This window comes from Allobosea minatitlanensis (genome assembly GCF_964020775.1).
Map to the genome: position 1 here is coordinate 3,700,138 of NZ_OZ224509.1, position 23,692 is coordinate 3,723,829.

The window sequence follows — 23,692 nt, forward strand, 5'->3', positions numbered from 1 at the left end:
CGCAGACGGCCTGAAGCCGGCGCTCCCTGCGCCGGCCGGACACTGCTGGAGGACCGCGATGTCTTTCTACCGAGGCATGAGCTGCGCCAATGTGACCATCGCCGGCGACGGCGGCTTTCCCGTCACCGCCTATGTCGCCAAGCCCGAGGGGCCCGGCCCCTTTCCCGCGGTGGTGCTGGTCCACCACCTGCCCGGCTGGAGCGAGTTCTATATCGAGACGACGCGGCGCTTCGCGCATCACGGCTATATCGCGATCTGCGCCAATCTCTACGAGCGCTCCGGCCCGGGCACTCCGGACGACGTCGCGGCCCGGGTGCGGGCCGAGGGCGGCGTGCCGGACGCGCAGGTCGTCGGCGATACCGAGGCTGCCGTGAAATGGGCGCGCAGCCAGCCGGAGCATAACGGCAAGGTCGCCCTGTTCGGCTCCTGCTCGGGCGGGCGGCACGCCTTCCTCTACGCCTGCCGCAAGCAGGACGTCGACGCCTGCGCCGAGCTCTGGGGCGGGCGCGTGATCATGCCGCCGGAGGATCTCAACGCCAAGACGCCGGTCTCGCCGAACACCCTGACGGGGGACCTCTCCTGCCCGCTGATCGGCATCTTCGGCAACGAGGATCGGGCGCCGAGCCCGGAACAGGTGAACCAGCACGAGGCCGAGCTGAAGCAGCACGGCAAGGCCTACGAATTCCACCGCTATGACGGCGCCGGCCACGGCTTCTTCTACTGGCACCGGCCGATGTATCGTCCCGAGCAGGCCATGGATGGCTGGAGCAAGCTCCTCGCCTTCTTCGGCAAGCACCTGTCGTAACCGGAGGGCGCATCATGTGCACATCGATCGTCGAGATCGTTCCCGTCGAGGGCATGGCCAAGCGCGGCGACGGCTGGTTTCCGCTGACGCAGGCCGTCGTCGCCTACGACCATGCCCGCCACGCGCCGCTGGCGGACGCCATCACGCTGGACTTCGTCAACGCCCGGCTCGATGCCGGGGCGCGGGCCGGCGTCGAATTGACCCTGGAAACCGCCAAGGCGCTGCACGAGGCGCTCGGCCGGGCGATCGCGGAAGCGGAATTCGAGGAAGCCGAGGTGCGCGGCAAGGGCGCGCCGGCGCGCCTGGTCGAGGCGGCCTGAAGACGATCAGAGAAACACGCCGTCATTCCGGGGCTTCGCGTCAGCGAAGAGCCCGGAACCCATGAACACGATATGGGACGATGAAGCTCCCCGGATCGATATTTCCGAGGAACCGCCGTGTTCATGGATTCCGGGCTCGGGCCTCGAGGCCCGCCCCCGGAATGACGGCGCGGTTCCCAGTCCTGCGCGGCTACTCCGCCGGCTCCTCGATGGTGGAGCGGAAATCACTGGCGGGGTAGACGCCCATGATCTTCATCTCCTTGGAGAAATAGGCGAGCTCGTCGAGCGCGCGCCTGAGCGCCGGATCGTCCGGATGCCCCTCGACATCGGCGTAGAACATGGTCGCGGAGAACAGCCCGTCGACCATGTAGCTTTCGAGCTTCGTCATGTTGATGCCGTTGGTGGCGAAGCCGCCCATCGCCTTGTAGAGCGCGGCCGGGATGTTGCGGACGCGGAACATCAGCGTCGTCACCGTCTTGCCGGAGCCCTGGCGGGCATATTCGGGATATTTCGAGAGCACGACGAAGCGGGTGGTGTTGTGCTTCTCGTCCTCGATGTCCTCCATCAGGATGTCGAGGCCGTAGACCTCGGCGGCGATCCGCGGGGCGATGGCGGCGCGGGTCGGATCGCCCGCCTCGGCGACCTGCCGGGCGGAGCCGGCGGTGTCGGCGGCGACCTCGGCCTTGAGGCCGAGCTTGCGGATGATCTTGCGGCACTGGCCGAGCGCATGGATGTGGCTCTGCACCGTCTTGACGGTCCCCAGCGTCGCGCCCGGAACGCCCATCAGATGGAAGCGGATCGGCAGGAAATGCTCGCCGACGATCTGCAGCCCCGAGCGCGGCAGCAGATGGTGGATGTCGGCGACGCGGCCGGCGATCGAGTTGTCGATCGGAATCATGCCGTAGCGCGCCTTGCCGTCGCTGACCGCGGCGAGCGCGTCCTCGAAGGTGGCGCAGGGCAGGAGCTCGCAGTCCGGAAAGGCCTGGAGGGCGGCCTGCGAGGAGAAGGCTCCGGGCTCACCCTGGTAGGACACGACGAAGGACATGGGACGCTTCACACTCCTGCACGGGACTTCAGGATCGCGCGGGCGCGATCGAGATCATGGGGCGTGTCGACGCCGAGCGGCACGTCGTCGACGACGATGATGTCGATGCGCATGCCGTCCTCGACGGCGCGCAACTGCTCCAGACGCTCGCGCCGCTCCAGCGGCGATTGCGGCAGCGCGACGAAGCGGTCGAGCGCCCCGCGGCGATAGGTGTAGAGGCCGATATGGTGGTAGAGCGGCCCCTCCCCGCTCGGGGCGGTCGCGCGGGTGAAGTAGAGCGCCCGCATCCGGCCGGGGCCGATCTCGCTGCCGATCGCCTTGACCACGCTCGCCTCCGTCTTCTCCTCCTCGCGCGTGATCACGGCGGCGAGGGTGACGATGTCCACCGCCGGGTCGGCGAGCGGCGCCACCGAGGCGACGATGACCCGCGGGTCGATGGTCGGCAGGTCGCCCTGGACGTTGACGATGACGTCGTGGCGGCCCTGCGGGTCGACGAGGTCCGCCGCTTCCTTGATGCGGTCCGAGCCGGACGGATGATCGGGGCGGGTGAGCGCGGCGCGGCCGCCGGCCTTTTCCACAGCCGCGACGATCTCGGGCGAATCCGTCGCGACGACGACGGGTCCCAGCCCCGTCTCCATGGCGCGGCGCCAGACATGGACGATCATCGGCTCGCCATGGATGTCGGCGAGCGGCTTGCCCGGCAGGCGCGAGGCCTGCATGCGGGCGGGGATGAGAATCAGGGGATTCGGCATGATCGGCGGCAGGCCCGGTGGGACGCCGCACCGGAGCGGCGGCGACGGCGAAAAGTTCTCGAAACGAAGCGCGCTTATACGAGTTGCAATCAAGCGCGCAAAGCGGTTAAGCAGCATCCGAGGCTGGAGCCGTTCAAGACTCCGGCCAACCGCTATCTCCGTCTCCCGCGCCCTGGCCGCGGAAGGCTCCAGGGTTCGGATACGATGAATATCGAAGCCAACAAGATCGCCGGTGCGGTACTCTCCACGCTCCTCGTGGTGATGGGCCTCCAGATGGTGGCCGGCATCGCCTTCGCGCCGCACAAGCCGGCCGTTCCCGGTTACGACCTGCCGAGCGCCGAGCCGACCTCCGCCGGCGGCGCCGCGCCCGCTCCGGCGGAAGACCCCCCGATCGTCGAGCGCCTCGCCAAGGCCGACGTCGCCAAGGGCGAGAAGGCGACCGCCGCCTGCAAGGCCTGCCACAGCTTCGAGAAGGGCGGCCCCAACAAGGTCGGCCCGCATCTCTTCGACGTCTATGGCCGCAACGAAGGCACCGTCGACGGCTTCGGCTACTCGGCCGCGATGAAGGGCCGCAACGACAAGACCTGGGACGCCGACGGCCTCGACCACTTCCTGAAGAACCCGAAGGCCTATGTCCCGGGCACCGCGATGTCCTTCGCCGGCATCAGCAACCCCCAGACCCGCGCCGACGTCGTCGCCTATCTCAACACCCTGTCGGATTCACCGAAGCCGCTGCCAAAGCCCTGACCGGCTTGCCTGCGCGCGCCGCGCTTCCCCAGCACCGATCCCGGATCGCCGCCGTCCCGCCGGACGCGCGGCGATCTTCGCATGCGAGGACCTCTTTACCCGGCCTTTCGGCCGGGAACGCCTCCGTCCCTGCTCGGCCGCCGCCCGGCTTTTTCTTGCCGGCTTTTTCTTGCCGGCTTTTTCTTGCCGCGCCTCGTTCCCGCCTTCACCATGACGAGAATGCAGGCCTGATCGTCGGCATTGCCGTTGCAGCGTCCACGCGCGACAAGAAGACGGCGAATCGGAGAAGGAGACGCGAGACGATGGCGATGCGCATCACACGCCGCAGGCTGCTGGAAGCCGGAGGCGTCATGGCGGCCGCGGCCGCCCTGCCGGCATCGTCCGGGGCAGCGCGCGCGCAGGAAGCCGAATTGCACGGACTCTCGACCTTCGGCGACCTCGCCCTGCCGCCGGACTTCCCGCATTTCCCCTATGTGAACCCGGATGCTCCCAAGGGCGGCACCCTGACGGTGCAGATCAAGAGCGCCAGCGGCAACCAGAGCTTCGACACCTTCAACACCCTCAACATCTGGGTGCTGCAGGGCGACGGCGCGGCCGGCATGGATGCCTGCTTCGACAGCTTGATGGCAGGCTCCGGCGACGAGCCGGGCTCGCTCTACGGGCTCCTGGCGAAAAGCGTCGCGGTCTCGCCCGACAAGCTGACCTATCGCTTCCGGATGAGGCCGGAGGCGAAGTTCCATGACGGCTCGCGCGTCACCGCCCGGGACGTCGCCTTCTCGCTCAACATCCTCAAGGAGAAGGGCCACCCCTCCTACCGGCTGACCCTCAACGAGATGGTCTCGGCCACCGCCGAGGGCGACGACATCGCCGTGGTGCAGCTCTCGCCGAAGCGCGGGCGCGACCTGCATCTGGTCGTGGCGAGCCTTCCCGTGTTCTCGGAGGCCTACTGGTCGACGCGGGACTTCACCGCCTCGACGCTGGAAGCGCCGCTCGGCTCCGGCGCCTACAAGGTCGGGCGTTTCGAGCAGGGCCGCTTCATCGAGTTCGAGCGCGTCCCCGACTATTGGGGCAAGGACCTGCCGGTGAATGTCGGCACCAATAATTTCGACCGGGTGCGCTGGGAGTATTTCCGCGACCGGCAGGTGGCCTTCGAGGGCTTCAAGAGCGGCGTCGTCACCTTCCAGGAGGAGTTCACCTCGCGCATCTGGGCGACCGGCTACGACTTCCCCGCCATCAAGGAGGGCAAGGTCCAGAAGGTCACGCTGCCGCGGACGGCCCCGGTCGCCTCGCAGGGCTGGATCTACAATCTGCGGCGCGAGAAATTCGCCGATCCGCGCATCCGCGAGGCGCTGGGACTCGCCTTCGACTTCGAATGGACGCGCAAGACCATCATGTTCGGCTTCTACGAGCGGCTGACCTCCTATTTCGAGAACTCGGATTCCAAGGCCGTCGGCAAGCCCTCGCCGGAGGAGCTCGCCCTGCTCGAGCCCTGGCGCGGCAAGGTGCCGGACGAGGTCTTCGGCGAGCCCTGGCTGCCGCCGGTCTCGGACGGCTCCGGCAGCGACCGCGCCTTGCTGCGCAAGGCCGACGAGATGCTGCGCGCCGCCGGCTGCAAGCGCGAGGGCAATGTGCTGAAGCTGCCGAACGGCCAGCCCTTCGAGATCGAGTTCCTCGATTCCAACCCGGCACTCCAGCCGCATACCCAGCCCTTCCAGGCCAATCTGAAGCGGCTCGGCATCAACGCCACCTCGCGCTTCGTCGATCCGGCGCAGTATCAGCGCCGCCTCGACGAGTTCGATTTCGACATCATCACCCGCGCCCTCGGCGGCAGCGCCATCCCGAGCGACACGCTGCGCGTCGTCTATGGCTCTGAAGCCGCCAGGACGCGCGGCTCGCGCAACCAGAACGGCATCAGCGACCCGGCGGTCGACGCGATGATCGACAGGATCGGCCAGGCGCACAGCTACGCCGAGGCGATCACCGCCGCGAAATGCCTCGACCGCCTGCTGCGCGCCGGCCGCTACTGGATCCCGATGTGGTGGAACGACGAGGAATGGCTGGCCTATTGGGACATGTTCGACCGGCCGCAGACCAAGCCGAAATACGGCTCCGGCGCGCCGGGCATCTGGTGGTACGACGCCGAGAAGGCCAAGCGGATCGGGAAGGCGTGATGGTGCGGAACCTCGACGTCATTCCGGGGCTTCGCGCAGCGAAGCGCCCGGAACCCATGAACACCGCTGGACATTATCAGGCTGCTTTAGCGGGAAAACCGGTCATTCCGCAGCGCTGTGTTCATGGGTTCCGGGCTCATGGCTTCGCCATGCCCCGGAATGACGGCGGGGCGCCATGCTGAGCTATATCGCCCGGCGTCTCGCCCTGATGGTGCCGACCCTGTTCGGCATCCTGCTCGTCTCCTTCATCATCGTGCAGTTCGCGCCGGGGGGCCCGGTCGAGCGCGTGATCTCGCAGCTCCAGAACCCGAATAGCAGCGCGGCCGACCGCGTGGGCGGCGGCCAGGGCGGCGATGCCGGTGGACAAGGCGGCGAGGCCTCGGCCTATCGCGGCGCGCAGGGGCTCGACCCCGCCTTCATCAAGGAACTGGAAAAGCAGTTCGGCTTCGACAAGCCGGCGCCAGAGCGCTTCTGGAAGATGCTGACCGACTATGCCCGCTTCGATTTCGGCCGCTCCTACTTCCGCGGCGCGCCGGTGCTCCAGCTCATCAAGGAGAAGCTACCGGTCTCGATCTCGCTCGGCCTGTGGATGACGCTGATCTCCTACGCGATCTCGATCCCGCTCGGCATCCGCAAGGCGGTGAAGGAAGGCTCGCGCTTCGACACGTGGACCAGCGCCGTCGTCATCGTCGGCTATGCCATTCCGAGCTTCCTGTTCGCGATCCTGCTGATCGTGCTCTTCGCCGGCGGCTCCTTCTGGCAGATCTTCCCGCTCCGCGGGCTGACCTCCGACAACTGGAGCGATCTCTCGCTGATCGGCAAGGTGAAGGACTATCTCTGGCATATCTGCCTGCCGGTGACGGCGATGGCGCTCGGCGCCTTCGCGACCTCGACGCTGCTGACCAAGAACTCCTTCCTCGACGAGATCCGCAAGCAATACGTGCTGACCGCGCGGATGAAGGGTCTCTCCGAGCGCGGCGTGCTCTACGGCCATGTCTTCCGCAATGCGATGCTGATCGTCATCGCCGGCTTCCCGGGCGCCTTCGTCAGCGCGCTCTTCGCCGGCTCGCTGCTGATCGAGACGATCTTCTCGCTCGACGGGCTCGGCCTGCTTTCCTTCGAGGCGATCGTCAACCGCGACTATCCGGTGGTCTTCGCCAATCTCTACATCTTCTCGCTGATCGGCCTCCTCGTGCATCTGCTCACCGACCTGACCTATAGCTGGGTCGATCCCCGCATCGATTTCGAGACGCGGGAGAGCTGAGCATGAGCGACACCCTGCTCGATATCCCGCCGCCGTCCCTGCGCGCCGATGCCCCGCTCGCGCCGGTCGAAGCCAGCCAGGGCTGGCTCAAGCTGACGCCGATCAACCGGCGCCGCCTCAACAATTTCAAGGCCAACAAGCGCGGCTGGTGGTCGTTCTGGCTGTTCCTGGCGCTGTTCCTGCTCTCGCTCGTCGCCGAGTTCATCGCCAACGACCGGCCCCTCCTCGTGCGCTACAAGGGCGAGTGGCTGTTCCCGGTCGCGGTGAACTATCCGGAGGAGAAATTCGGCGGCTTCCTCGCCACGACCGATTATCGCGATCCCGTCATCGCCAAGGAGATCGCGGCCAACGGCTTCGCGGTCTGGCCGCCGATCCGCTACAGCTACAATACCAACAATCTCGACCTGCCCGTCCCCGCCCCTGCCCCGCCGACATGGCTGCTCAAGGACGAGCAGTGCAAACCGATCGCCGAGCGCACCGGCGGCTCGACCTGCCGCGACCTCGAATGGAACTGGCTCGGCACCGACGATCAGGGCCGCGACGTGGTGGCGCGGCTGATCTACGGCTTCCGCATTTCGGTGCTGTTCGGGCTGATCCTCTGCGCGGTCTCCTCGGTGATCGGCATCGCGGCCGGCGCCGTGCAGGGCTATTTCGGCGGCTGGACCGACCTGATCTTCCAGCGGCTGATCGAGATCTGGACCTCGATCCCGGCGCTCTACCTGCTGATCATCGTCGCGGCGATCATCACGCCGGGCTTCTTCGTGCTGCTCGGCATCCTCCTGCTGTTCTCATGGGTCTCGCTGGTCGGGGTGGTGCGCGCCGAGTTCCTGCGGGCGCGGAACTTCGAATATGTCCGGGCGGCGCGCGCATTGGGGTTCTCCAACCGCACGATCATGATCCGCCACCTCCTGCCCAACGCCATGGTGGCGACGCTGACCTTCCTGCCCTTCATCCTCAACGGCTCGATCACGACGCTGACCTCGCTCGACTTCCTCGGCTTCGGCCTGCCGCCGGGCTCGCCCTCGCTGGGAGAGCTGTTGGCGCAGGGCAAGGCCAATCTCCAGGCGCCCTGGCTCGGCCTCTCCGGCTTCGCCGTCATCGCGCTGATGCTGTCGCTGCTGATCTTCATCGGCGAGGCGGTGCGCGACGCCTTCGACCCGCGGAAGACCTTCGCATGAGTGCGCCTCTCCTCTCGGTCGAGGACCTTTCCGTCGCCTTCCGCCAGGGCGGCAGGGAGACGCTCGCGGTCGACCATGTCTCGTTCGCGATCGACAAGGGCGAGACCGTCGCGATCGTCGGCGAATCCGGCTCGGGCAAGTCGGTCTCGGCGCTGTCGATCCTGAAGCTGCTGAACTATCCGGCGGCGCATCACCCCTCCGGCAAGGTGCTGTTCAAGGGGCAGGACCTGATCGCCGCCGACGAGGATGCGATGCGCAAGGTGCGCGGCAACGACATCACCATGGTGTTCCAGGAGCCGATGACCTCGCTCAACCCGCTGCATACGATCCAGAAGCAGATCGGCGAGATTCTCGAGCTGCATAAGGGCCTGCGCGGCGAGAAGGCCCGTGCCCGCACGCTCGAACTGCTCGGCCTCGTCGGCATCCGCGATGCCGCAAGCCGGCTCGACGCCTATCCGCACCAGCTCTCGGGCGGGCAGCGCCAGCGCGTGATGATCGCGATGGCGCTCGCCAACGAGCCTGACCTGCTGATCGCCGACGAGCCGACCACCGCGCTCGACGTCACCGTGCAGGCGCAGATCCTGAAGCTGCTCAAGGAGCTCCAGACCCGGCTCGGCATGGCGATGCTGTTCATCACCCATGACCTCGGCATCGTGCGGCGCATCGCCGACCGGGTCGTGGTGATGCTGAAGGGCAAGGTCGTCGAGGAGGGGCCGGTGGCCGAGATCTTCGCCGATCCGCAGCATCCTTATACGAAGCGCCTGCTCGCGGCCGAGCCGAAGGGGCGGCCGGAGCCGGTGCCGAGCGACGCCGCGACGCTGCTGGAAGCCGGGCCGATGAAGATCTGGTTCCCGATCAAGTCGGGCTTCCTGCGCCGCGTCACCGGCCATGTGAAGGCGGTCGACGGCATCTCGGTCAGGGTGCGCGAGGGCGAGACTCTGGGCGTTGTCGGCGAGTCCGGCTCCGGCAAGACCACGCTCGGCCTCGCCATCCTGCGACTGATCTCGTCCGAGGGGCCAATCGTCTTCCTCGGCGACCGCATCGACGGGCTGTCGAGCAAGCAGGTCCGGCCGAAGCGCAAGGACCTTCAGGTCGTCTTCCAGGACCCCTATGGCTCGCTCTCGCCGCGCATGTCGGTGGCCGAGATCGTGGCGGAGGGACTCGGCGTGCAGCAGAAGGGGCTGTCCTATGCCGCGCGCCGCGAGGTGGTGGCGCAGGCGCTGGCCGATGTCGGGCTCGATCCCGCGGCGATGGACCGCTATCCGCACGAATTCTCCGGCGGCCAGCGCCAGCGCATCGCGATCGCGCGGGCCATGGCGCTCGATCCGAAATTCGTGGTGCTGGACGAGCCGACCTCGGCGCTGGATATGTCGGTCCAGGCGCAGATCGTCGACCTCCTGCGCGGCCTTCAGGCGAAGCGCAAGCTGGGCTATCTTTTCATCAGCCACGATCTCAAGGTGGTGCGGGCGCTCTCGCACCGGCTGGTCGTGATGCAGAATGGCAAGGTCGTCGAGGAGGGCCCGGCGGAAGAGGTCTTCGCCCGGCCGCGCGAGACCTATACGCAGGCCTTGCTCGCCGCCGCGCTCAACCTCGAACCGGCCGGCATGGCCGCCGTGAGGGAGTGACCATGACCCGCGCCATTCTGATCGTGCTGGATTCGGTCGGCTGCGGCGGCGCCGCGGATGCGGCCGCCTATGGCGATGCCGGCTCCGACACGCTCGGCCATATCGCGGAGGCCTGCGCCGCAGGGCGCGGCGACCGCGAGGGGCTGCGCAGCGGCCCCCTGCAATTGCCGAACCTGGTCAGGCTCGGCCTCGCCCATGCCTGCGAGGCCTCCACCGGGCGGCCGCTCGCGGGCGTGGCGAAGCCGGCGCAGCCGCAGGGGCGCTGGGGTTACGGCGTCGAGCTGAGCCAGGGCAAGGACACGCCCTCCGGCCATTGGGAGATCGCCGGCTGCCCGGTGAACTTCCGCTGGGGCTATTTCACTGCGCTGGAAAGCTCCTTCCCGCCCGAGCTCGTCGCCGGCATCGTCAAGGAAGGCGCCCTGCCCGGCATCCTCGGCAACAGGCACGCCTCGGGCGTGGCGATCATCGAGGAGCTCGGAGCCGAGCATATCCGGAGCGGCAAGCCGATCTGCTACACCTCGGTCGATTCGGTGCTCCAGATCGCGGCGCATGAGGAGCATTTCGGGCTCGACCGGCTCTATGCGCTGTGCCGGACGGTGCGCGCTCTGGTCGATCCGCTCAGGATCGGCCGCGTCATCGCAAGGCCCTTCACCGGGTCGCCGGAGCAAGGCTTCACCCGCACCGGCAACCGCAAGGATTTCGCCATACCGCCGCCGGAGGAGACGATTCTCGACCGGCTGGCGGCACAGGGACGCGCGGTCGTCACCGTCGGCAAGATCGGCGACATCTTCGCCCATCGCGCCACCGGCACCGAGGTCAAGCCCTTCGGCAACCATGCGATGGTGGAGGCGGCGCTGGAAGCCTGGGACGGCCTGCCCGATGGCGGCTTCTGCTTCGTCAATCTCGTCGATTTCGACACCGAATACGGCCATCGCCGCGACATTCCCGGCTATGCCGCGGCGCTCGAAGCCTTCGACAGGCTGCTGCCCCGGATCGAGGCAGCGCTGAAGCCCGGCGACCTTGCCGTCATCACCGCCGATCACGGCAACGATCCGAGCTGGCGCGGCAGCGACCACACCCGCGAGCATGTGCCGATCCTCGCCTTCGGCCCCGGCATCGTGCCTGAGCCGCTCGGCCGGCGCGAAAGCTTCGCCGACATCGCCGCCAGCCTCGGCATCTGGCTCGGCATCGGCCCGGTCGGGCCCGGGCGGCACTGGTAAGCCCGCGCCGGTTCGGGATCTCCTGACGGTTCCCCCGGGACCCCGCTTAAAATGCCGCTGAAACCAGGAAGCCCCGCTTAAGCAGAAACGCGGCCGGACCCGCGCGTTAAGGCTTCGTCAAGGAGTCGAACACAACCTATGGTTGTTATTTCCATCGGGACTTTCGCGATGATTGCTTCATTGGGATCTTTCGGAAGGAACCAGGCCGGCACCAGCGCGATCGAGTTCGCCTTCGTCGCGCCGGTGCTGTTGCTGCTGCTGCTCGGCATCATGGGCTATGGCTACGTCTTCGGCATCTATCACAGCGTCCAGCAGATGGCGGCCGAAGCGGCGCGCTCGTCCGTCGCCGGCCTGAGCGACGCCGAGCGCGCCCGGATCGCACAGGATTACGTCGCGGCCCATGCCGACGCCTATGCCTTCATCGATCCTGCCAAGGTCAAGGTGCGGACGCTCCAGACCGGGCCGCAGCGGCAGGATTTCGAGGTCGCGGTCAGCTACGACATGACCGGCTCCCTCTATGACCGGCTCAGCCTGCTCGTCGCGCTGCCACAGCCTCTGATCGAACGCCGCGCCGTCGTGCAACGCGGCGGCTACTGAACCCACGGCATCGGGCTGGGAGGGCTCGTCATGCGCAAGATCACCGATTTTCATCGCGACGAACGCGGCGGCGCCGCCATCCTGTTCGCGATCTCGCTGGTCGCCCTGCTCGGCTTCGGCGCCATGGCGGTCGATGTCGGCAGCTTCTTCTACGAGAAGCGCAAGCTGCAGACCGCCAACGACCTCGCGGCGCTGGCGGCCGCCAGCGACATCCCGCGCGCCCAGGCCGCGGCCCAGGCCAGCGCCGGCAAGAACGGCTTCCCGGGCGAGAGCATTAGCGCCGTGCAGCCCGGCACCTACACGCCCGACCCGGCGAAGGCGCCGGAAGACCGCTTCGTGCCGGGCCCCGCCGCCAGCGCGAACGCCGTCAGGATCGACATGCGGACGCTGACGCCGCTCCTGCTCGGGCGCGCCTTCGCCGCCTCGCGCGCCGCACCGCCGCTGCCGCCCGGCGCGAAGCCGTCCCCGACGCAAATCAGCATGGACGCCGGCGACGTCCCGATCGGCAGCAGCGCCATCGCCTATCAGGACGCGCAGGCCGCCTTCGCCATCGGCTCGCGCCTGGTCAGGCTCGATGGCGGCCTGCTCAACGGCCTGCTCGGCAGCCTGCTCGGCGGCGGCGTCTCGCTCTCGGTGATGGACTACGAGGAGCTGCTCAAGGCGCGGGTCGACCTCTTCGATGTCTCGAAGCATCTGGCGACCCGGCTCGACCTGACCGCGGCGAGCTATGACGACGTGCTGAAGGCGCATGCCAGGCTCGGCGACGTGCTGTCCGCCATCGTCGACGCCTCGCGCGACAACGACGCCCGCAGCGGCACCGCCACCGCCGCGCTCGGCCGGCTCGCTTCCGTCGCCGCCGGCGGATTGCCGGTCGACCTGACCAAGCTCGTTTCCTTCGGGCCGGCCGGAGACCGGCCGGTTTCCGGGCCGAAGCCGCTCGCCGCCTCGCTCTCGGCGCTCGACCTCGTTTCGGCGGTCGCGCAGATCGCCAACGGCCAGCGACAGGTCGATGTCGGGCTGGCGCTCAACCTGCCGGGCATCGCGGCGGTCAATCTCAAGCTCGGCATCGGCGAGCGCCCGGTCGGCGGCGCCATGGTGCGGATCGGGCGGACCGGGGCGAGCGTCCATACGGCGCAGACCCGCCTGCTGCTCACCGTCGACCTCGTCGGCTCGGGCGTCGCCTCGCTCGTCAGGCTGCCGCTCTATCTGGAACTCGCGGCGGCGACGGCCAAGCTCACCGCCCTGCAATGCGCGCCGGGCGACGTCTCGACCTCGCGCGTCACGCTCGGCGTGAAGCCGGCGCTGGTCGATGCCTGGATCGGGCAGGTCTCGATGGCGGAGTTCAACAATTTCCGCACCGCGCCCAACCCGCCGGCCGCGACGCTGCTCAACGTCATCGGGCTCGCCAAGGTCAACGCCCGGGCCCATGTGACGATGACCAACCTCGCCGAGACGCCGGTGAGCTTCGGCTATGCCGAGATCCTGCGCGGCGACAAGAAGACCACCTCGACGCAGAACTTCGTCGCCACCCTGCTCGGGCGCCTGGTCGGCGACCTCAGGCTGGAGGTCGAGGCGCTGGGGCTGGGCCTCGGCCTGCCGGGGCTCGACGGGCTGGTCGGCGGCATCGTCGGCAATGCGGTGACGCCGCTCGACAGCCTGCTCACCGGCATCCTCGGCACGCTCGGCATCGGCCTCGGACAGGCCGATAGCTGGGTCACCGGCGTGCGCTGCGGCGGCGCCGTGCTGGTCAGGTAGAGCGCCGCCCGCCTCGATCAGGGCGGGCCAGCCGTCTCTGCGTGGAGCGCCAGCGACGAAGCACGACCCAGGAGGATGGGGCTGAACGTCTCACCCCGTCCCCTTGGATTGCTTCGCCGCGCTCGCAATGACAGGCCGGTTTCCGAGCGGATCCGAAAACGCGGCGCGATATCAGCGCCTGAGCCGCTCCTTGATGCGACGGGCCAGCCCGTCGCGGACATCGCGATAGGCGTCGAGCTTCTGCTCGCGCGAGCCCTGGACGAGGGTGGGGTCCATGGTCGGCCAGTATTCGACCTCCGCCGCCAGCGTCCGCGTCAGCTCCAGCGCCTTGTGATGGGCCTCGGGGGAGAGCGAGATGATCAGGTCGAAATTCAGCCCCTCCCACTCCTCCAGCTCCTCCACCGATTTCGGCTTGTGGCGGCTGAGATCGATGCCGATCTCCTCCAGCGCCGTCCGGGCGAAGCCGTCGGCCTCGCCCTTGCGGGCCCCGGCCGACTGGACATAGATCGACTTGCCGAAGAAGTGCTTGGCCAGCGCCTCCGCCATCGGCGAGCGCACGGCGTTCATCGCGCACATGAAGAGCACGCTCTGGACCTTCCGCGGCGGCGAGCGCGCCTCCGGGGCATCGTCTTCAGGCGAACCGGGCCTCCCTCCGCTTGAAGAGGTTGTCGGCTCCAAGCGCGTCAGCCCTTCCAATGCAGCGCGTAGATCAGCGTGAACAGGCGCCGGGCCGTGTCGAAATCGACCTCGACCTTGTTCGCCAGCCGCTCGACCAGAATGCCGGCCGCCTCGTCGTGCAGCCCGCGGCGGCCCATGTCGATCGCCTCGATCTGCTCGGGGGTCTGCGTGCGGATCGCGGCATAGTAGCTCTCGCAGATCAGCTCGTAATCCTTGACGATCCGCCGGAACGGCGTGAGCGAGAGATGGTGCGTGACGATGGGCGCGCCGTCCGCCTGCTTGATGTCGAAGACCAGCCGGCGCTCGACCAGCGCGAGATGGGCGAGATAGGGCCCGCCGTCATGGCCGGGCACGGCGAAGCGGTTGCGCTCCAGCAGATCGTAGATCGCGATCGCGCGCTCGTGCTCCTGGTCGGGCGAGCCGCGCCCCAGCGAGGTTTCGTCGAGCGTGACGCCGACGAGGGACTGCTTTTCCGAAGACGGGCCGGCGGGCATCGCTCCTCCTGTGACTGCACCGCCAGGGCGGCGCCTCGCGACGGCGCTCCGGCCGGCCCGTTCCGGCCAACCGGCGCGCGCGCCCCTAGAGATTGAGTCTGATCGTCACGGAACGGCCGTGCGCCTGCAAGCCCTCGGCCTCGGCCAGATGCGTGGCGGCCGGGGCCAGCCGGCGCAGCCCTTCCGGCCCGCATTTCAGCAGCGAGGTCCGCTTCATGAAATCGCCGACGCCGAGGCCCGAGGAGAAGCGGGCGGAACGGGCGGTTGGCAGGACGTGGTTCGGGCCGCCGACATAGTCGCCGATCGCCTCCGGCGTATGGCCGCCGAGGAAGATCGCGCCGGCATTGCGGATCAGCCCGGCGAGGCGCTCGGGAGCGGCCGTGACGATCTCGAGATGCTCCGGCGCGATCCGGTCGACCAGCGGAACCGCCGCCTCGAGATCGGCGACCAGCAGGATCGCGCCGAACTCCTGCCAGCTCTTCCCCGCGATCTCGGCGCGCGGCAGCGTCCCGAGCTGGGAGGCGACCGCCTTCTCGACCTCGTCGGCGACGCCGGCATCGTCGGTCATCAGGATCGACTGGGCCGAGACGTCGTGCTCGGCCTGGGCCAGCAGATCGGCCGCGATCCAGTCGGGATTGGCGCTGCGGTCGGCGAGGACCAGCACCTCGGAAGGGCCGGCGATCATGTCGATGCCGACCTGGCCGAAGACGCGGCGCTTGGCGGCGGCGACATAGGCGTTGCCGGGGCCGACGATCTTGGCGACGGGGGCAATGCTCTGCGTGCCATAGGCCAGCGCCGCCACAGCCTGGGCGCCGCCGATGCGGTAGACCTCGTCGACGCCGGCGAGCCGGGCCGCGGCGAGCACGAGCGGATTGGTCTCGCCGCGCGGCGTCGGCGCCACCATGACGATGCGCGGCACGCCGGCGACCTTGGCGGGGATTGCGTTCATCAGCACCGAGGACGGGTAGCTCGCCGTGCCGCCCGGCACATAGAGCCCGACCGCCTCGACGGCGCTCCAGCGCCAGCCGCTCTCGACGCCGGCCTCGTCCTTCACCCAGGAATCCTCGGGCTTCTGGCGGCGGTGATAGGCCTCGATGCGTTCGCGCGCCGTCTCCAGCGCCGCCAGCAGCTCCGGCGGACAGGCCGCGACCGCCGCGTCGATCTCGGCCTCGCCGACGCGCAAGGTCTGCGGCGTCAGGTCGAGCGCGTCGAAGCGGCTGGTATAGGCGATCAGCCCCGCATCGCCCGTCGCGCGGACCTCGGCGATGATGTCGGCGGCGACGCGGTCGACCTCCTCCGAAACCTCGCGCTTGGCGGAAAGCAGCGCCGCGAAGCCTTCGGCAAAGCCTGCATCCCTGTCGTCGAGCCTGATCGGCATGGGTGTCCTCGAAGCTGGCAGTCCGATAGCCGTTCCCCGCAGCCGTCATCCCGGGCGACCGCGGGGAGGCCCGGATGCCGGAACGGTTCAGGCATGGATCCCGGATCGGCGCCACCGGAGGCGGCTTGTCCGGGATGAGGCGTTCTTTAGACGAAGGGCTGGGGCGATTGAAGCGGCCGCGGTGCGAAAAAAGGCAGCGATCAGGCGTCGGGATGGCCGGGCGTCGCCACCGCTTCCCAGACCGGGCCGAGATCCTTTATCTGGGCCTCGACGCACTCGACCGAAAGCCGGATCGCGGCGCCTTCCGAGAAATGCAGCGTGACGTCCCCGGCCGGCTCGTCGTTCTGCTCGAAGGTGATGGCGAGCAGGTTCAGCACCTTGCCGGCGTCGTTCTGGTCGAGCCTGGCGCTGCGGACGCCGAGCACCCGGTCGAAATGCAGGGCCGACAGCCGGCGCCGGCGCTTGCCGTGCACGGCGCCTTCCCAGTCGAAGCGCCGCACGGCCAGCGCGAAGCGCTTCTCGGCCGGCAGATAGGCGATGTCGGCCGCTTTCAGCACCGCATCCTGGAGATGGGCGGAGACGATGGCGAGGTCGTCGGCGTCGAGCGCGACGAGCTTGAGCGGTTCGGCGGCGTCGTCAGACATGACATCGTTCTGACGAGCCGCACCGAGAAAATCAACCGCCGCGACTTAGCTGCTGATCCGCTCGACCACGGCGCCGCAGCGCCCGAGCTTGGCTTCCAGCGCCTCGAAGCCGCGATCGAGATGGTAGACGCGGTTGATCGTGGTGTCGCCCTCGGCCGCGAGGCCGCCGATCACCAGCGAGACCGAGGCGCGCAGATCCGTCGCCATCACCGGCGCGCCGGTGAGCTTCCCGACCCCCTCGACATGGGCGACGTCGCCGTCGAGCCGGATCTTCGCGCCGAGGCGGGCGAGCTCCTGCACATGCATGAAGCGGTTCTCGAAGATGGTCTCGCGGATGCGCGAGGTACCCTTGGCCTTGGTCATCAGCGCCATGAACTGCGCCTGCAGATCGGTCGGGAAGCCGGGGAACGGGTCGGTGTCGACATCGACCGCGTCGATGCCGTGGCCGTTGCGGCGCACGCGGATGCCCTCATTGGTCTCGCTGATCTCGACGCCGGCCTTGACCAGCACGTCGAGCGCCGATTGCAGCAATTCCGCCCGCGCGCCTTCCAGCACCACGTCGCCGCCGGTCATGGCCACGGCCATCGCATAGGTGCCGGTCTCGATCCGGTCCGGCAGCACGGCGTGATGGGCGCCGCCGAGGCGCGAGACGCCGGTGACGACGATGCGCGAGGTGCCGGCGCCCTCGATCTTGGCGCCCATCTTGACGAGGCAGGCGGCGAGGTCGGTGACCTCGGGCTCGCGCGCCGCGTTCTCGATCACGGTCGTGCCCTCGGCGAGGACGGCGGCCATCAGCGCGGTATGGGTGCCGCCGACCGTCACCTTCGGGAAGACGATCTCGCCGCCCTTGAGGCCCTGGGGCGCGCGGGCCAGCGCATAGCCGTTCTCGATCTCGATCTCGGCGCCGAGCTTCTCCAGCGCCATCAGCAGCAGGTCGACCGGGCGCGTGCCGATGGCGCAGCCGCCCGGCAGCGAAACCTTGGCCTCGCCCATCCGGGCGAGGATGGGCGCGATCACCCAGAAGCTCGCGCGCATGGTCGAGACCAGCTCGTAGGGCGCGCAGGTGTCGACGATCTGGCGGGCGGTCAGCGAGATGGTCTGGCCGGTCTCGGCCGACTGGCCGATGCGCTTGCCGGCGACCGTGCGGTCGACGCCGTGATTGGAGAGGATGCGCGAGAGCGCGGTGACGTCCGACAGGCGCGGGACGTTGGTCAGCGTCAGCGTCTCGTCCGTCAGCAGGCTCGCGATCATGAGCGGCAGGGCGGCGTTCTTGGCGCCGGAAATCGGAATCGCGCCATTGAGGCGCTGGCCGCCGGTGATGCGGATCTTGTCCATCGTCAGGTCCTACTCGGCCGGCGGCTTCGGGCCCGCGGCGCGTCATGAATAAGGAGGGTCAGGTCCGCCGGGTGTCGGCCTGAACGGGCGGCGCCGCGTCATGCCCGTGGGCTTGCGCCTCTTCCGCGCGACGGGCGCGAGCCTGTGCCTTGCGGCGCTTCAGGTTCTCGCGGAGGGCGGCGGCAAGGCGCGCCTGCTTCTCGTCGTCGGCGGTCTGGCGAGTCACGGCATCAACTCGGCATCAAGGTTTGAACGCGGGAACGCGGCGAATTCGCGGCGACATGGTTAGCCGCAGAGCCGGCTGGGGACAAGCGCGGGCGCGCAGCGGCGCCCGTCCGGCGTCCCGCATCCGGGCAGGCGGCGTCCCGTTCTGCGACAGCCGCGAAGCCGCCGGCGCGCACATTCTCCCGCTCCTCGGGCATCTCCTCCCCCCGAGGCCGGCTTCCGCCTGGAATCCCCGCCATCGCCGCATGCCGTGCCGCCCTCCGGGCCGGCTCCTCCCGGCGCGAATCTTGCCGGCGCCACGCGGCTGCGTGCCGGAACGCGACGGAAGATGACCATAGGTAACATGAAAACATTAATGAAATTAACCATTTCCGGTGGAATGCGTTTACAGTTTGTTAAGCTCGTTTACGGTGGCGGCATTCACGTTGCGAGGGTGGCGTCATGTTCGAGTCGTTTGCGTTGAATGAAGACCGCGCCGGTCCGGCTCTCCTCGAAAGCTGCGAGGTGATCGACGCCATCCGCTACAAGGCGGGGTTCCTGCCCGAGGTGGAGCTCGCCTATGAATCGGCGATCAAGACGCTGTGGGTGACGATCCGCCCCGAGCTCAAGCCGGTCTTCACGCTGCAGTTGCTCGACAGCCTGGTGAAGATCCAGGCCGCGATCTCGGCGCTCTGGGGGGCTGCGGACCAGTATCACCGCGCGCCGGTGCGCTTCCTCGCCTTCCGCGGGACGGGCCCCTTCTTCACGCTGGGCGGCGATCTCGATTTCTATCTGGACTGCCTGGCGAAGAACGACCGCGCGGCGCTGGCGGAATATGCGCGCCTCTCCGCCGAGGGCGCGATCTGGAACAGCAGCGGCCTGAACGGGCTGGTGGTGACGCTCTCGACGATCCACGCCAAGGCGATCGGCGGCGGCATCGACGCGCCGCGCTCCTGCAACGTGATGATCGCCGAGGAGCAGGCCTCGTTCGTCTATCCCGAGATCAAGTTCAACCATTTCCCGATCACGGCGGTCGCGATCCTGTCGCGGCGGATGGGCGCGCGCGCCGCCGAGAAGCTCCTGATGTCGGGCGAGGAGATGAGCGCCCAGGCCTTCATGGAGGCCGGCGGGCTGGAAGCCGTGGTGCCGACCGGCACCGGCGAGGCCTGGATTCGGAAATACTGCGCCGATTCCCTGCCGATCCACGCGGCCAAGACGGCGCTGTTCACCGCCTTCAACCGGCGGGCCGGCGACCTGCGCGAGGAACTCTCTCATCTCGGCCAGATCTGGGCCGACTGCATGCTGCGCCTGAGCCCGAGCGCGATCTCGAAGCTGCAGCGCATCGCCCAGACCCAGGACCGGATGCTGGCGCGCGTCTATCAGCGCCAGACGGAATCCGCCTGACGGCAACCGGCGGCTGCAAGGCCTCCTGCCGCTCAATCCGCGGGACGGGAAACGCCCGTTCCTGCGGGCGCGCGGCCGAGGATGGGGCCCTTCCCTCACGAAGCATTTACTTCTGCCCGCCTAAAGCTTGAGATGACGTGAGACCTCCGGACATCTCACGCATCGAGCCGCCCGCAGCGGCAAAGGCAGGAGTGAATGGCAGACGCTTTCCGGCGTTTGATGGCCACAGGACGGCGCGAGCGGGACGATGACTTCGACCTGACCGGCTATACCCTGCTGGTCAACTCGCTGTTCTCCTCCCCCGCCTCGATCATTCCCGGCGGGATCGCCGGGATCCTGACTCCGTTTCTCTGCTGGGTCTCGACCCGGCACGAGGTCTTCATCCAGTTGACGCTGCTGGTCGCGCTGGTCGTGGCGCTGCGGCTGGTCACCCTCATCGCCTATCGGCGCCGCAACCACGCCAAGGACAGCTACGCCGAGACGCGGCGCTGGGACCGCGACTATTTCCTCGGCGCCACGGCCTTCAGCGCCGTGCTCGGCTATAGCTGCTACGTCGCGCTGGTGCATACCGACGATGCCGCCGCGCACATCACTTCGGTTTCATCGACGATCGCGCTCGCCTCGGGCTATGTCGCGCGCAATGCGGGGCGGCCGAAATTCGTCGCGGTGCAGTTGCTGACCTTCTGCATCCCGATGGCGATCGGCCTGATCGGGGCCAACAATCCCTATTACAAATATATCGGCTATTTCGCCTTCCTGTACGTGGCGGCGAACATCGCGATCACCAATTCGCTGCATCGCAACCTGCTCGCCCTCAGCGAGGCGACCAAGCAGTCGAAGGCGCTGGCCACCGCGCTGCACTCGCAGAACCTGACGCTCGACGCCGCGCTCAACACGATGATCGACGGGCTGGCGATGTTCGACAGGAGCCTCAAGCTCGCGGTCAGCAACGCGCCGCACAGCGCGCTCTACGGCCTGCCCGAGACGCTCGCCCTGCCCGGCACGCCGCTGACGGCGATCGCGCGCTTCCTGGTCGAGCGCCAGGTCATCAGCTCCGAGCAGCTCCGCGACATCCGCTCGGCGCTGGTCTCGGTGCAGTCGACGCAGCAGGCGGCGAGCCAGGAGGTCGTCACCCGCGGCGGGCTGGTGCTGGTCGTGACCTTCGCCCCGGCCGCCGAGGGCGGCATCCTGATGCTGACCGAGGACGCCACCGAGCGGAAGCGGACCGAGGCCCGCATCGAGCAGATGGCGCGCTTCGACGAATTGACCGGGCTCGCCAACCGCTTCGAGTACAACCGCCATATCGACGAGGCCTTCGCGCGGCTCGAGCGGACCGGCGAGGCCTTCGCGCTGCTCTATGTCGATCTCGACGGCTTCAAGCAGGTCAATGACAGCCTGGGCCACGATATCGGCGATCTGGTGCTGATGGAGACGGCCAGCCGCCTGCGCGGCGCCACCCGCAGCAACGACATGCTGGCGCGCTTCGGCGGCGACGAGTTCCTGCTGATCCTGCCCTCCGGCGACCACAGCATCGTCTCGGCCATCGCCCAGCGCATGATCGACAGCATGACGCGTTCCTTCGACGTCGACGGCAAGACCGTCTACGTCACCGCCAGCATCGGCATCGCGATGGCGCCCTATGACGGCGCCTCCCCGGCCGACCTGCTGCGCCATGCCGACACGGCGCTCTACAAGGCGAAGTCGGCCGGCCGCAACACGCTGATGTTCTTCAACCCGGCCATGGCCGAGGAGATGCTCGAGCGGCACGAGATCGAAGTCGAGTTGCGCAAGGCCTGCAGCGACGGCCTGCTCGAGCTGTTCTACCAGCCGATCGTCGACCTGAAGACGCAGGCGATCGTGTCGCGCGAGGCGCTGATGCGCTGGCGCCACCCGACCCGCGGCATGGTCCCGGCCAGCGTCTTCATCCCCATCGCCGAGCAGTCCGGGCTGATCGCCACCATGGGCGACTGGGCCATCCGGCAGGCCTGCAAGGACGCCGCCGGCTGGGAGCCGGGCATCGGCGTCTCGGTCAACGTCTCGCCGCTGCAGTTCCGCGAGCCGCGCCGCCTGATCGACACCGTCAAGGAAGCGCTGATCGCCTCGGGGCTGAGCTCGCGGCGGCTGACGCTCGAAATCACGGAATCGCTGCTGATCGAGGACAACAAGCTGACCCTCGCCGTGCTCGAGGAGCTGAAGGCGCTCGGCGTGAGCTTCGCGCTCGACGATTTCGGCACCGGCTATTCGGCGCTCGGCTATCTCTCCGCCTATCCCATCGCCCAGGTGAAGATCGACCAGAGCTTCGCCCGCGACGTCCATACCAGCGAGGCGCCCAAGGCGATCATCGAGGCGGTCTGCCAGCTCGCCCGGCGCCTGCAGATGAACGTGGTGGTCGAGGGCATCGAGACCGAGCAGCAGCGCATCGCCGTGCAGTTGCTCGGCGCTCACCGGGCCCAGGGCTATCTCTTCGGCAAGCCGGAGAGCCTCGCGGCCCTGAAGCGCGACACCAAGGGCCGCCACGTCGCCTGAATGCGGCAACCTGCGGCGGGCGACCTTGATTCCGCCATCGCAACGACGCATCTGCGATGGCGAAAGCAGGCGGAACGGATCATCCGGTGAGCGAGGCCACGGCCAAGGCGGCGAAACCCGCCGCACTGACCCCCGATCTCTGCGTCATCGGCGCGGGCGACAGGGGTATCGCGCTGGCGGCGGCGGCAGCGGCCTTCGGCGCGCCGGTCGTGCTGGTCGAGCGCGAGGCCGCCGGCGGCCGGCAAGGCGCGCTGGCGGCGAAGGCCCTCGTCGCGGCCGCCGCCCGGGTGCAGGAGGCGCGCGAGGCCGGCCGGCTCGGATTCCAGCTCGACGCGCCGCGGGTCAACGAGGCGCGGATCCAAGACCATATCCAGCGGGCGCTGGCCGTCAGCGCCGCCAACCAGCGGCCCGAACGACTCGCCGCCCTCGGCATCCGCCTGCTGCGGGGCGAGGCCCGCTTCATCGGCCGCGGCAGCCTCGCGGTCGGGGACGTCGTGGTGAAGGCCCGGCGCTTCGCCATCGCGACCGGCTCGCGGCCGGAGATTCCGGCCCTGCCCGGGCTCGCCGCGCTCGACCCGGCCCTGGTCCTCAGCGAGGACGATCTGCCGGGGCTGACGCGCCTGCCGGAGCGGCTCTGCGTCCTCGGCGGCAACGGCGCCGCCGTTGCGCTGGCGCAGGCCTTCGCCCGCCTCGGCAGCGCCGTCGCCCTGGTCTGCCCGGCCGGCATCCTGCCGGAGCACGATGCCGAGGCGGCCCTGATCCTGCGCCAGCGCCTGCTGCGCGAAGGGGTGGCTCTGCACGAGGACAGCGCGATCGTGCAGGCGGAAGGCCGCCGGGGCGGCCTGAGCCTCACCGTCTCGGGCCCGGACGGCGACGGCACGCTCCCGGTTTCGCGCCTGCTCGTGGCCGGCCCGCGGAAGCCCGATATCGACGCCCTCGACCTCGATCTGGCGGGCATCCGCGCCGATTCCGGCGGCGTGATCGTCGACAGGAGCCTGCGCACCGCCAACCGGCGGATATTCGCCCTGGGAAGCTGCGCGGGAGGCGCGGCGGCCGGATCGGGCAGCGCCGCCGGCGACGACCATGTCGGCATCGTGCTGCGCAGCGTGCTGTTCCGCCGCAACGGCGCGGTCGCTCCGGCGCTCTCCCCGCGGGTGGCCTGGTGCCGGCCGGAGGTCGCCTCGCTCGGCGACACCGGCCGGGAAGCCCGACCGGGCCGGGTCCGGGTGCTGCGCTGGCCCTTCGCCGAGGTGCCAGCCGCCGCGGCAGCCGGGCGGACCGAGGGCCATATCAAGCTCGTGACCGACCGGAAGGGCCGGCTGCGCGGGGTGACCATCGTCGGCGACGGCGCCGCCGAGCTGATCGCGCCCTGGTGCCTGGCGCTGAAGGCCGGGCTCGCCGTCACCGAGATGGCGGAGGTCCCGCTTCCGGCTCTGGCGCTCGGCGACGCCTCCCGGCGCGCGGCCCTCGGCTTCCACGCCGGCGCGACGACAAGCCCAGGCCTGCGCCGCCTCATCGGCTTTCTGCGCCGTTTCGGCTAGGATCGCCTC

The 23,692-nt window shown here is 68.9% G+C and carries 21 protein-coding genes; 13 read left to right on the plus strand and 8 right to left on the minus strand.

Features of this window, described 5'->3' with window-relative positions; all coding sequences use genetic code 11:
- Positions 1–58 precede the first annotated feature (58 nt).
- Both ACWH43_RS18265 and ACWH43_RS18270 read left to right on the plus strand, forming a co-directional pair.
- Complete coding sequence (locus ACWH43_RS18265) at positions 59–805, plus strand: dienelactone hydrolase family protein (protein ID WP_260348084.1); 747 nt, start codon at positions 59–61, stop codon at positions 803–805.
- A gap of 14 nt (positions 806–819) precedes the next feature.
- Positions 820–1,125, plus strand: a complete 306-nt coding sequence (locus tag ACWH43_RS18270) for a DUF6295 family protein (RefSeq protein WP_260348083.1) — start codon at positions 820–822, stop codon at positions 1,123–1,125.
- A gap of 190 nt (positions 1,126–1,315) precedes the next feature.
- Here ACWH43_RS18270 and ACWH43_RS18275 read toward each other — a convergent pair whose 3' ends face one another.
- Entirely contained in the window at positions 1,316–2,170 is an 855-nt protein-coding gene (locus tag ACWH43_RS18275) for a prephenate dehydratase (protein ID WP_158443626.1), read from the minus strand.
- Between the two features lie 8 nt (positions 2,171–2,178).
- Positions 2,179–2,922 (minus strand): 3-deoxy-manno-octulosonate cytidylyltransferase, encoded by a 744-nt coding sequence (locus ACWH43_RS18280; protein WP_158443627.1) that lies wholly within the window; start codon positions 2,920–2,922, stop codon positions 2,179–2,181.
- A 204-nt stretch (positions 2,923–3,126) separates the two neighbouring features.
- Here ACWH43_RS18280 and ACWH43_RS18285 point away from each other — a divergent pair, with 204 nt between their 5' ends.
- The 8 genes from ACWH43_RS18285 (at position 3,127) to ACWH43_RS18320 (ending at position 13,479) form a co-directional block, all read left to right on the plus strand.
- Positions 3,127–3,669 carry a c-type cytochrome gene (locus ACWH43_RS18285; RefSeq protein WP_158443628.1) on the plus strand — a complete coding sequence of 181 codons (543 nt, stop codon included), beginning with the start codon at positions 3,127–3,129 and terminating at the stop codon, positions 3,667–3,669.
- A gap of 302 nt (positions 3,670–3,971) precedes the next feature.
- Positions 3,972–5,840 (plus strand): extracellular solute-binding protein, encoded by a 1,869-nt coding sequence (locus ACWH43_RS18290; protein WP_448153578.1) that lies wholly within the window; start codon positions 3,972–3,974, stop codon positions 5,838–5,840.
- A gap of 175 nt (positions 5,841–6,015) precedes the next feature.
- The gene (locus tag ACWH43_RS18295; RefSeq protein WP_158443630.1) at positions 6,016–7,104 is read left to right on the plus strand and encodes a microcin C ABC transporter permease YejB; all 1,089 of its coding nucleotides are present in this window, start codon (positions 6,016–6,018) and stop codon (positions 7,102–7,104) included.
- A gap of 2 nt (positions 7,105–7,106) precedes the next feature.
- Positions 7,107–8,282 (plus strand): ABC transporter permease, encoded by a 1,176-nt coding sequence (locus tag ACWH43_RS18300; protein ID WP_158443631.1) that lies wholly within the window; start codon positions 7,107–7,109, stop codon positions 8,280–8,282.
- Entirely contained in the window at positions 8,279–9,907 is a 1,629-nt protein-coding gene (locus ACWH43_RS18305) for an ABC transporter ATP-binding protein (RefSeq protein WP_158443632.1), read from the plus strand. The genes ACWH43_RS18300 and ACWH43_RS18305 overlap by 4 nt, the downstream gene beginning before the upstream one ends.
- A gap of 2 nt (positions 9,908–9,909) precedes the next feature.
- On the plus strand, positions 9,910–11,127 hold the full coding sequence (locus tag ACWH43_RS18310) for a phosphopentomutase (protein WP_158443633.1): 1,218 nt from the start codon (positions 9,910–9,912) through the stop codon (positions 11,125–11,127).
- 180 nt (positions 11,128–11,307) lie between these two features.
- Positions 11,308–11,724, plus strand: coding sequence for a TadE/TadG family type IV pilus assembly protein (locus ACWH43_RS18315; protein ID WP_260348081.1), 417 nt, complete (start codon positions 11,308–11,310; stop codon positions 11,722–11,724).
- A 30-nt stretch (positions 11,725–11,754) separates the two neighbouring features.
- The gene (locus ACWH43_RS18320; protein ID WP_158443635.1) at positions 11,755–13,479 is read left to right on the plus strand and encodes a pilus assembly protein TadG-related protein; all 1,725 of its coding nucleotides are present in this window, start codon (positions 11,755–11,757) and stop codon (positions 13,477–13,479) included.
- Positions 13,480–13,650: 171 nt separating this feature from the next.
- On the opposite strand, the gene ACWH43_RS18325 is transcribed toward ACWH43_RS18320, so the two are convergent.
- From ACWH43_RS18325 to ACWH43_RS18350, 6 genes are all read right to left on the minus strand, one after another.
- Positions 13,651–14,055, minus strand: a complete 405-nt coding sequence (locus ACWH43_RS18325) for an arsenate-mycothiol transferase ArsC (RefSeq protein WP_158443645.1) — start codon at positions 14,053–14,055, stop codon at positions 13,651–13,653.
- Positions 14,056–14,162: 107 nt separating this feature from the next.
- On the minus strand, positions 14,163–14,651 hold the full coding sequence (locus ACWH43_RS18330; protein WP_158443636.1) for a UPF0262 family protein: 489 nt from the start codon (positions 14,649–14,651) through the stop codon (positions 14,163–14,165).
- 85 nt (positions 14,652–14,736) lie between these two features.
- Positions 14,737–16,029: a histidinol dehydrogenase gene (hisD, locus tag ACWH43_RS18335; RefSeq protein ID WP_158443637.1), complete on the minus strand. Its 1,293-nt coding sequence runs from the start codon at positions 16,027–16,029 to the stop codon at positions 14,737–14,739.
- 200 nt (positions 16,030–16,229) lie between these two features.
- Positions 16,230–16,673: a DUF2948 family protein gene (locus ACWH43_RS18340; RefSeq protein ID WP_158443638.1), complete on the minus strand. Its 444-nt coding sequence runs from the start codon at positions 16,671–16,673 to the stop codon at positions 16,230–16,232.
- Between the two features lie 45 nt (positions 16,674–16,718).
- Positions 16,719–18,008 (minus strand): UDP-N-acetylglucosamine 1-carboxyvinyltransferase, encoded by a 1,290-nt coding sequence (gene murA / locus ACWH43_RS18345; protein WP_158443639.1) that lies wholly within the window; start codon positions 18,006–18,008, stop codon positions 16,719–16,721.
- Between the two features lie 58 nt (positions 18,009–18,066).
- Entirely contained in the window at positions 18,067–18,234 is a 168-nt protein-coding gene (locus ACWH43_RS18350; RefSeq protein WP_260348079.1) for a hypothetical protein, read from the minus strand.
- A 440-nt stretch (positions 18,235–18,674) separates the two neighbouring features.
- On the opposite strand from ACWH43_RS18350, the gene ACWH43_RS18355 reads away from it, so the two are divergent.
- The 3 genes from ACWH43_RS18355 (at position 18,675) to ACWH43_RS18365 (ending at position 23,683) form a co-directional block, all read left to right on the plus strand.
- Positions 18,675–19,616: an enoyl-CoA hydratase-related protein gene (locus tag ACWH43_RS18355; protein ID WP_158443640.1), complete on the plus strand. Its 942-nt coding sequence runs from the start codon at positions 18,675–18,677 to the stop codon at positions 19,614–19,616.
- A 195-nt stretch (positions 19,617–19,811) separates the two neighbouring features.
- Positions 19,812–22,142 (plus strand): putative bifunctional diguanylate cyclase/phosphodiesterase, encoded by a 2,331-nt coding sequence (locus ACWH43_RS18360; protein ID WP_158448101.1) that lies wholly within the window; start codon positions 19,812–19,814, stop codon positions 22,140–22,142.
- A gap of 86 nt (positions 22,143–22,228) precedes the next feature.
- Positions 22,229–23,683 (plus strand): FAD-dependent oxidoreductase, encoded by a 1,455-nt coding sequence (locus ACWH43_RS18365; RefSeq protein ID WP_377785479.1) that lies wholly within the window; start codon positions 22,229–22,231, stop codon positions 23,681–23,683.
- The last annotated feature ends 9 nt before the right edge of the window (positions 23,684–23,692 follow it).

Bases quoted from the DNA above. Each gene is read 5' to 3' on its own strand.
- ACWH43_RS18330 (WP_158443636.1), bottom strand. From the start codon at position 14,651: ATGCCCGCCGGCCCGTCTTCGGAAAAGCAGTCCCTCGTCGGCGTCACG.
- ACWH43_RS18360 (WP_158448101.1), top strand. From the start codon at position 19,812: ATGGCAGACGCTTTCCGGCGTTTGATGGCCACAGGACGGCGCGAGCGG.
- ACWH43_RS18320 (WP_158443635.1), top strand. From the start codon at position 11,755: ATGCGCAAGATCACCGATTTTCATCGCGACGAACGCGGCGGCGCCGCC.
- ACWH43_RS18305 (WP_158443632.1), top strand. From the start codon at position 8,279: ATGAGTGCGCCTCTCCTCTCGGTCGAGGACCTTTCCGTCGCCTTCCGC.
- ACWH43_RS18355 (WP_158443640.1), top strand. From the start codon at position 18,675: ATGTTCGAGTCGTTTGCGTTGAATGAAGACCGCGCCGGTCCGGCTCTC.
- ACWH43_RS18300 (WP_158443631.1), top strand. From the start codon at position 7,107: ATGAGCGACACCCTGCTCGATATCCCGCCGCCGTCCCTGCGCGCCGAT.
- ACWH43_RS18310 (WP_158443633.1), top strand. From the start codon at position 9,910: ATGACCCGCGCCATTCTGATCGTGCTGGATTCGGTCGGCTGCGGCGGC.
- ACWH43_RS18295 (WP_158443630.1), top strand. From the start codon at position 6,016: ATGCTGAGCTATATCGCCCGGCGTCTCGCCCTGATGGTGCCGACCCTG.
- ACWH43_RS18340 (WP_158443638.1), bottom strand. From the start codon at position 16,673: ATGTCTGACGACGCCGCCGAACCGCTCAAGCTCGTCGCGCTCGACGCC.
- hisD (WP_158443637.1), bottom strand. From the start codon at position 16,029: ATGCCGATCAGGCTCGACGACAGGGATGCAGGCTTTGCCGAAGGCTTC.
- ACWH43_RS18265 (WP_260348084.1), top strand. From the start codon at position 59: ATGTCTTTCTACCGAGGCATGAGCTGCGCCAATGTGACCATCGCCGGC.
- murA (WP_158443639.1), bottom strand. From the start codon at position 18,008: ATGGACAAGATCCGCATCACCGGCGGCCAGCGCCTCAATGGCGCGATT.
- ACWH43_RS18280 (WP_158443627.1), bottom strand. From the start codon at position 2,922: ATGCCGAATCCCCTGATTCTCATCCCCGCCCGCATGCAGGCCTCGCGC.
- ACWH43_RS18325 (WP_158443645.1), bottom strand. From the start codon at position 14,055: ATGTGCGCGATGAACGCCGTGCGCTCGCCGATGGCGGAGGCGCTGGCC.
- ACWH43_RS18290 (WP_448153578.1), top strand. From the start codon at position 3,972: ATGGCGATGCGCATCACACGCCGCAGGCTGCTGGAAGCCGGAGGCGTC.
- ACWH43_RS18270 (WP_260348083.1), top strand. From the start codon at position 820: ATGTGCACATCGATCGTCGAGATCGTTCCCGTCGAGGGCATGGCCAAG.
- ACWH43_RS18275 (WP_158443626.1), bottom strand. From the start codon at position 2,170: ATGTCCTTCGTCGTGTCCTACCAGGGTGAGCCCGGAGCCTTCTCCTCG.
- ACWH43_RS18285 (WP_158443628.1), top strand. From the start codon at position 3,127: ATGAATATCGAAGCCAACAAGATCGCCGGTGCGGTACTCTCCACGCTC.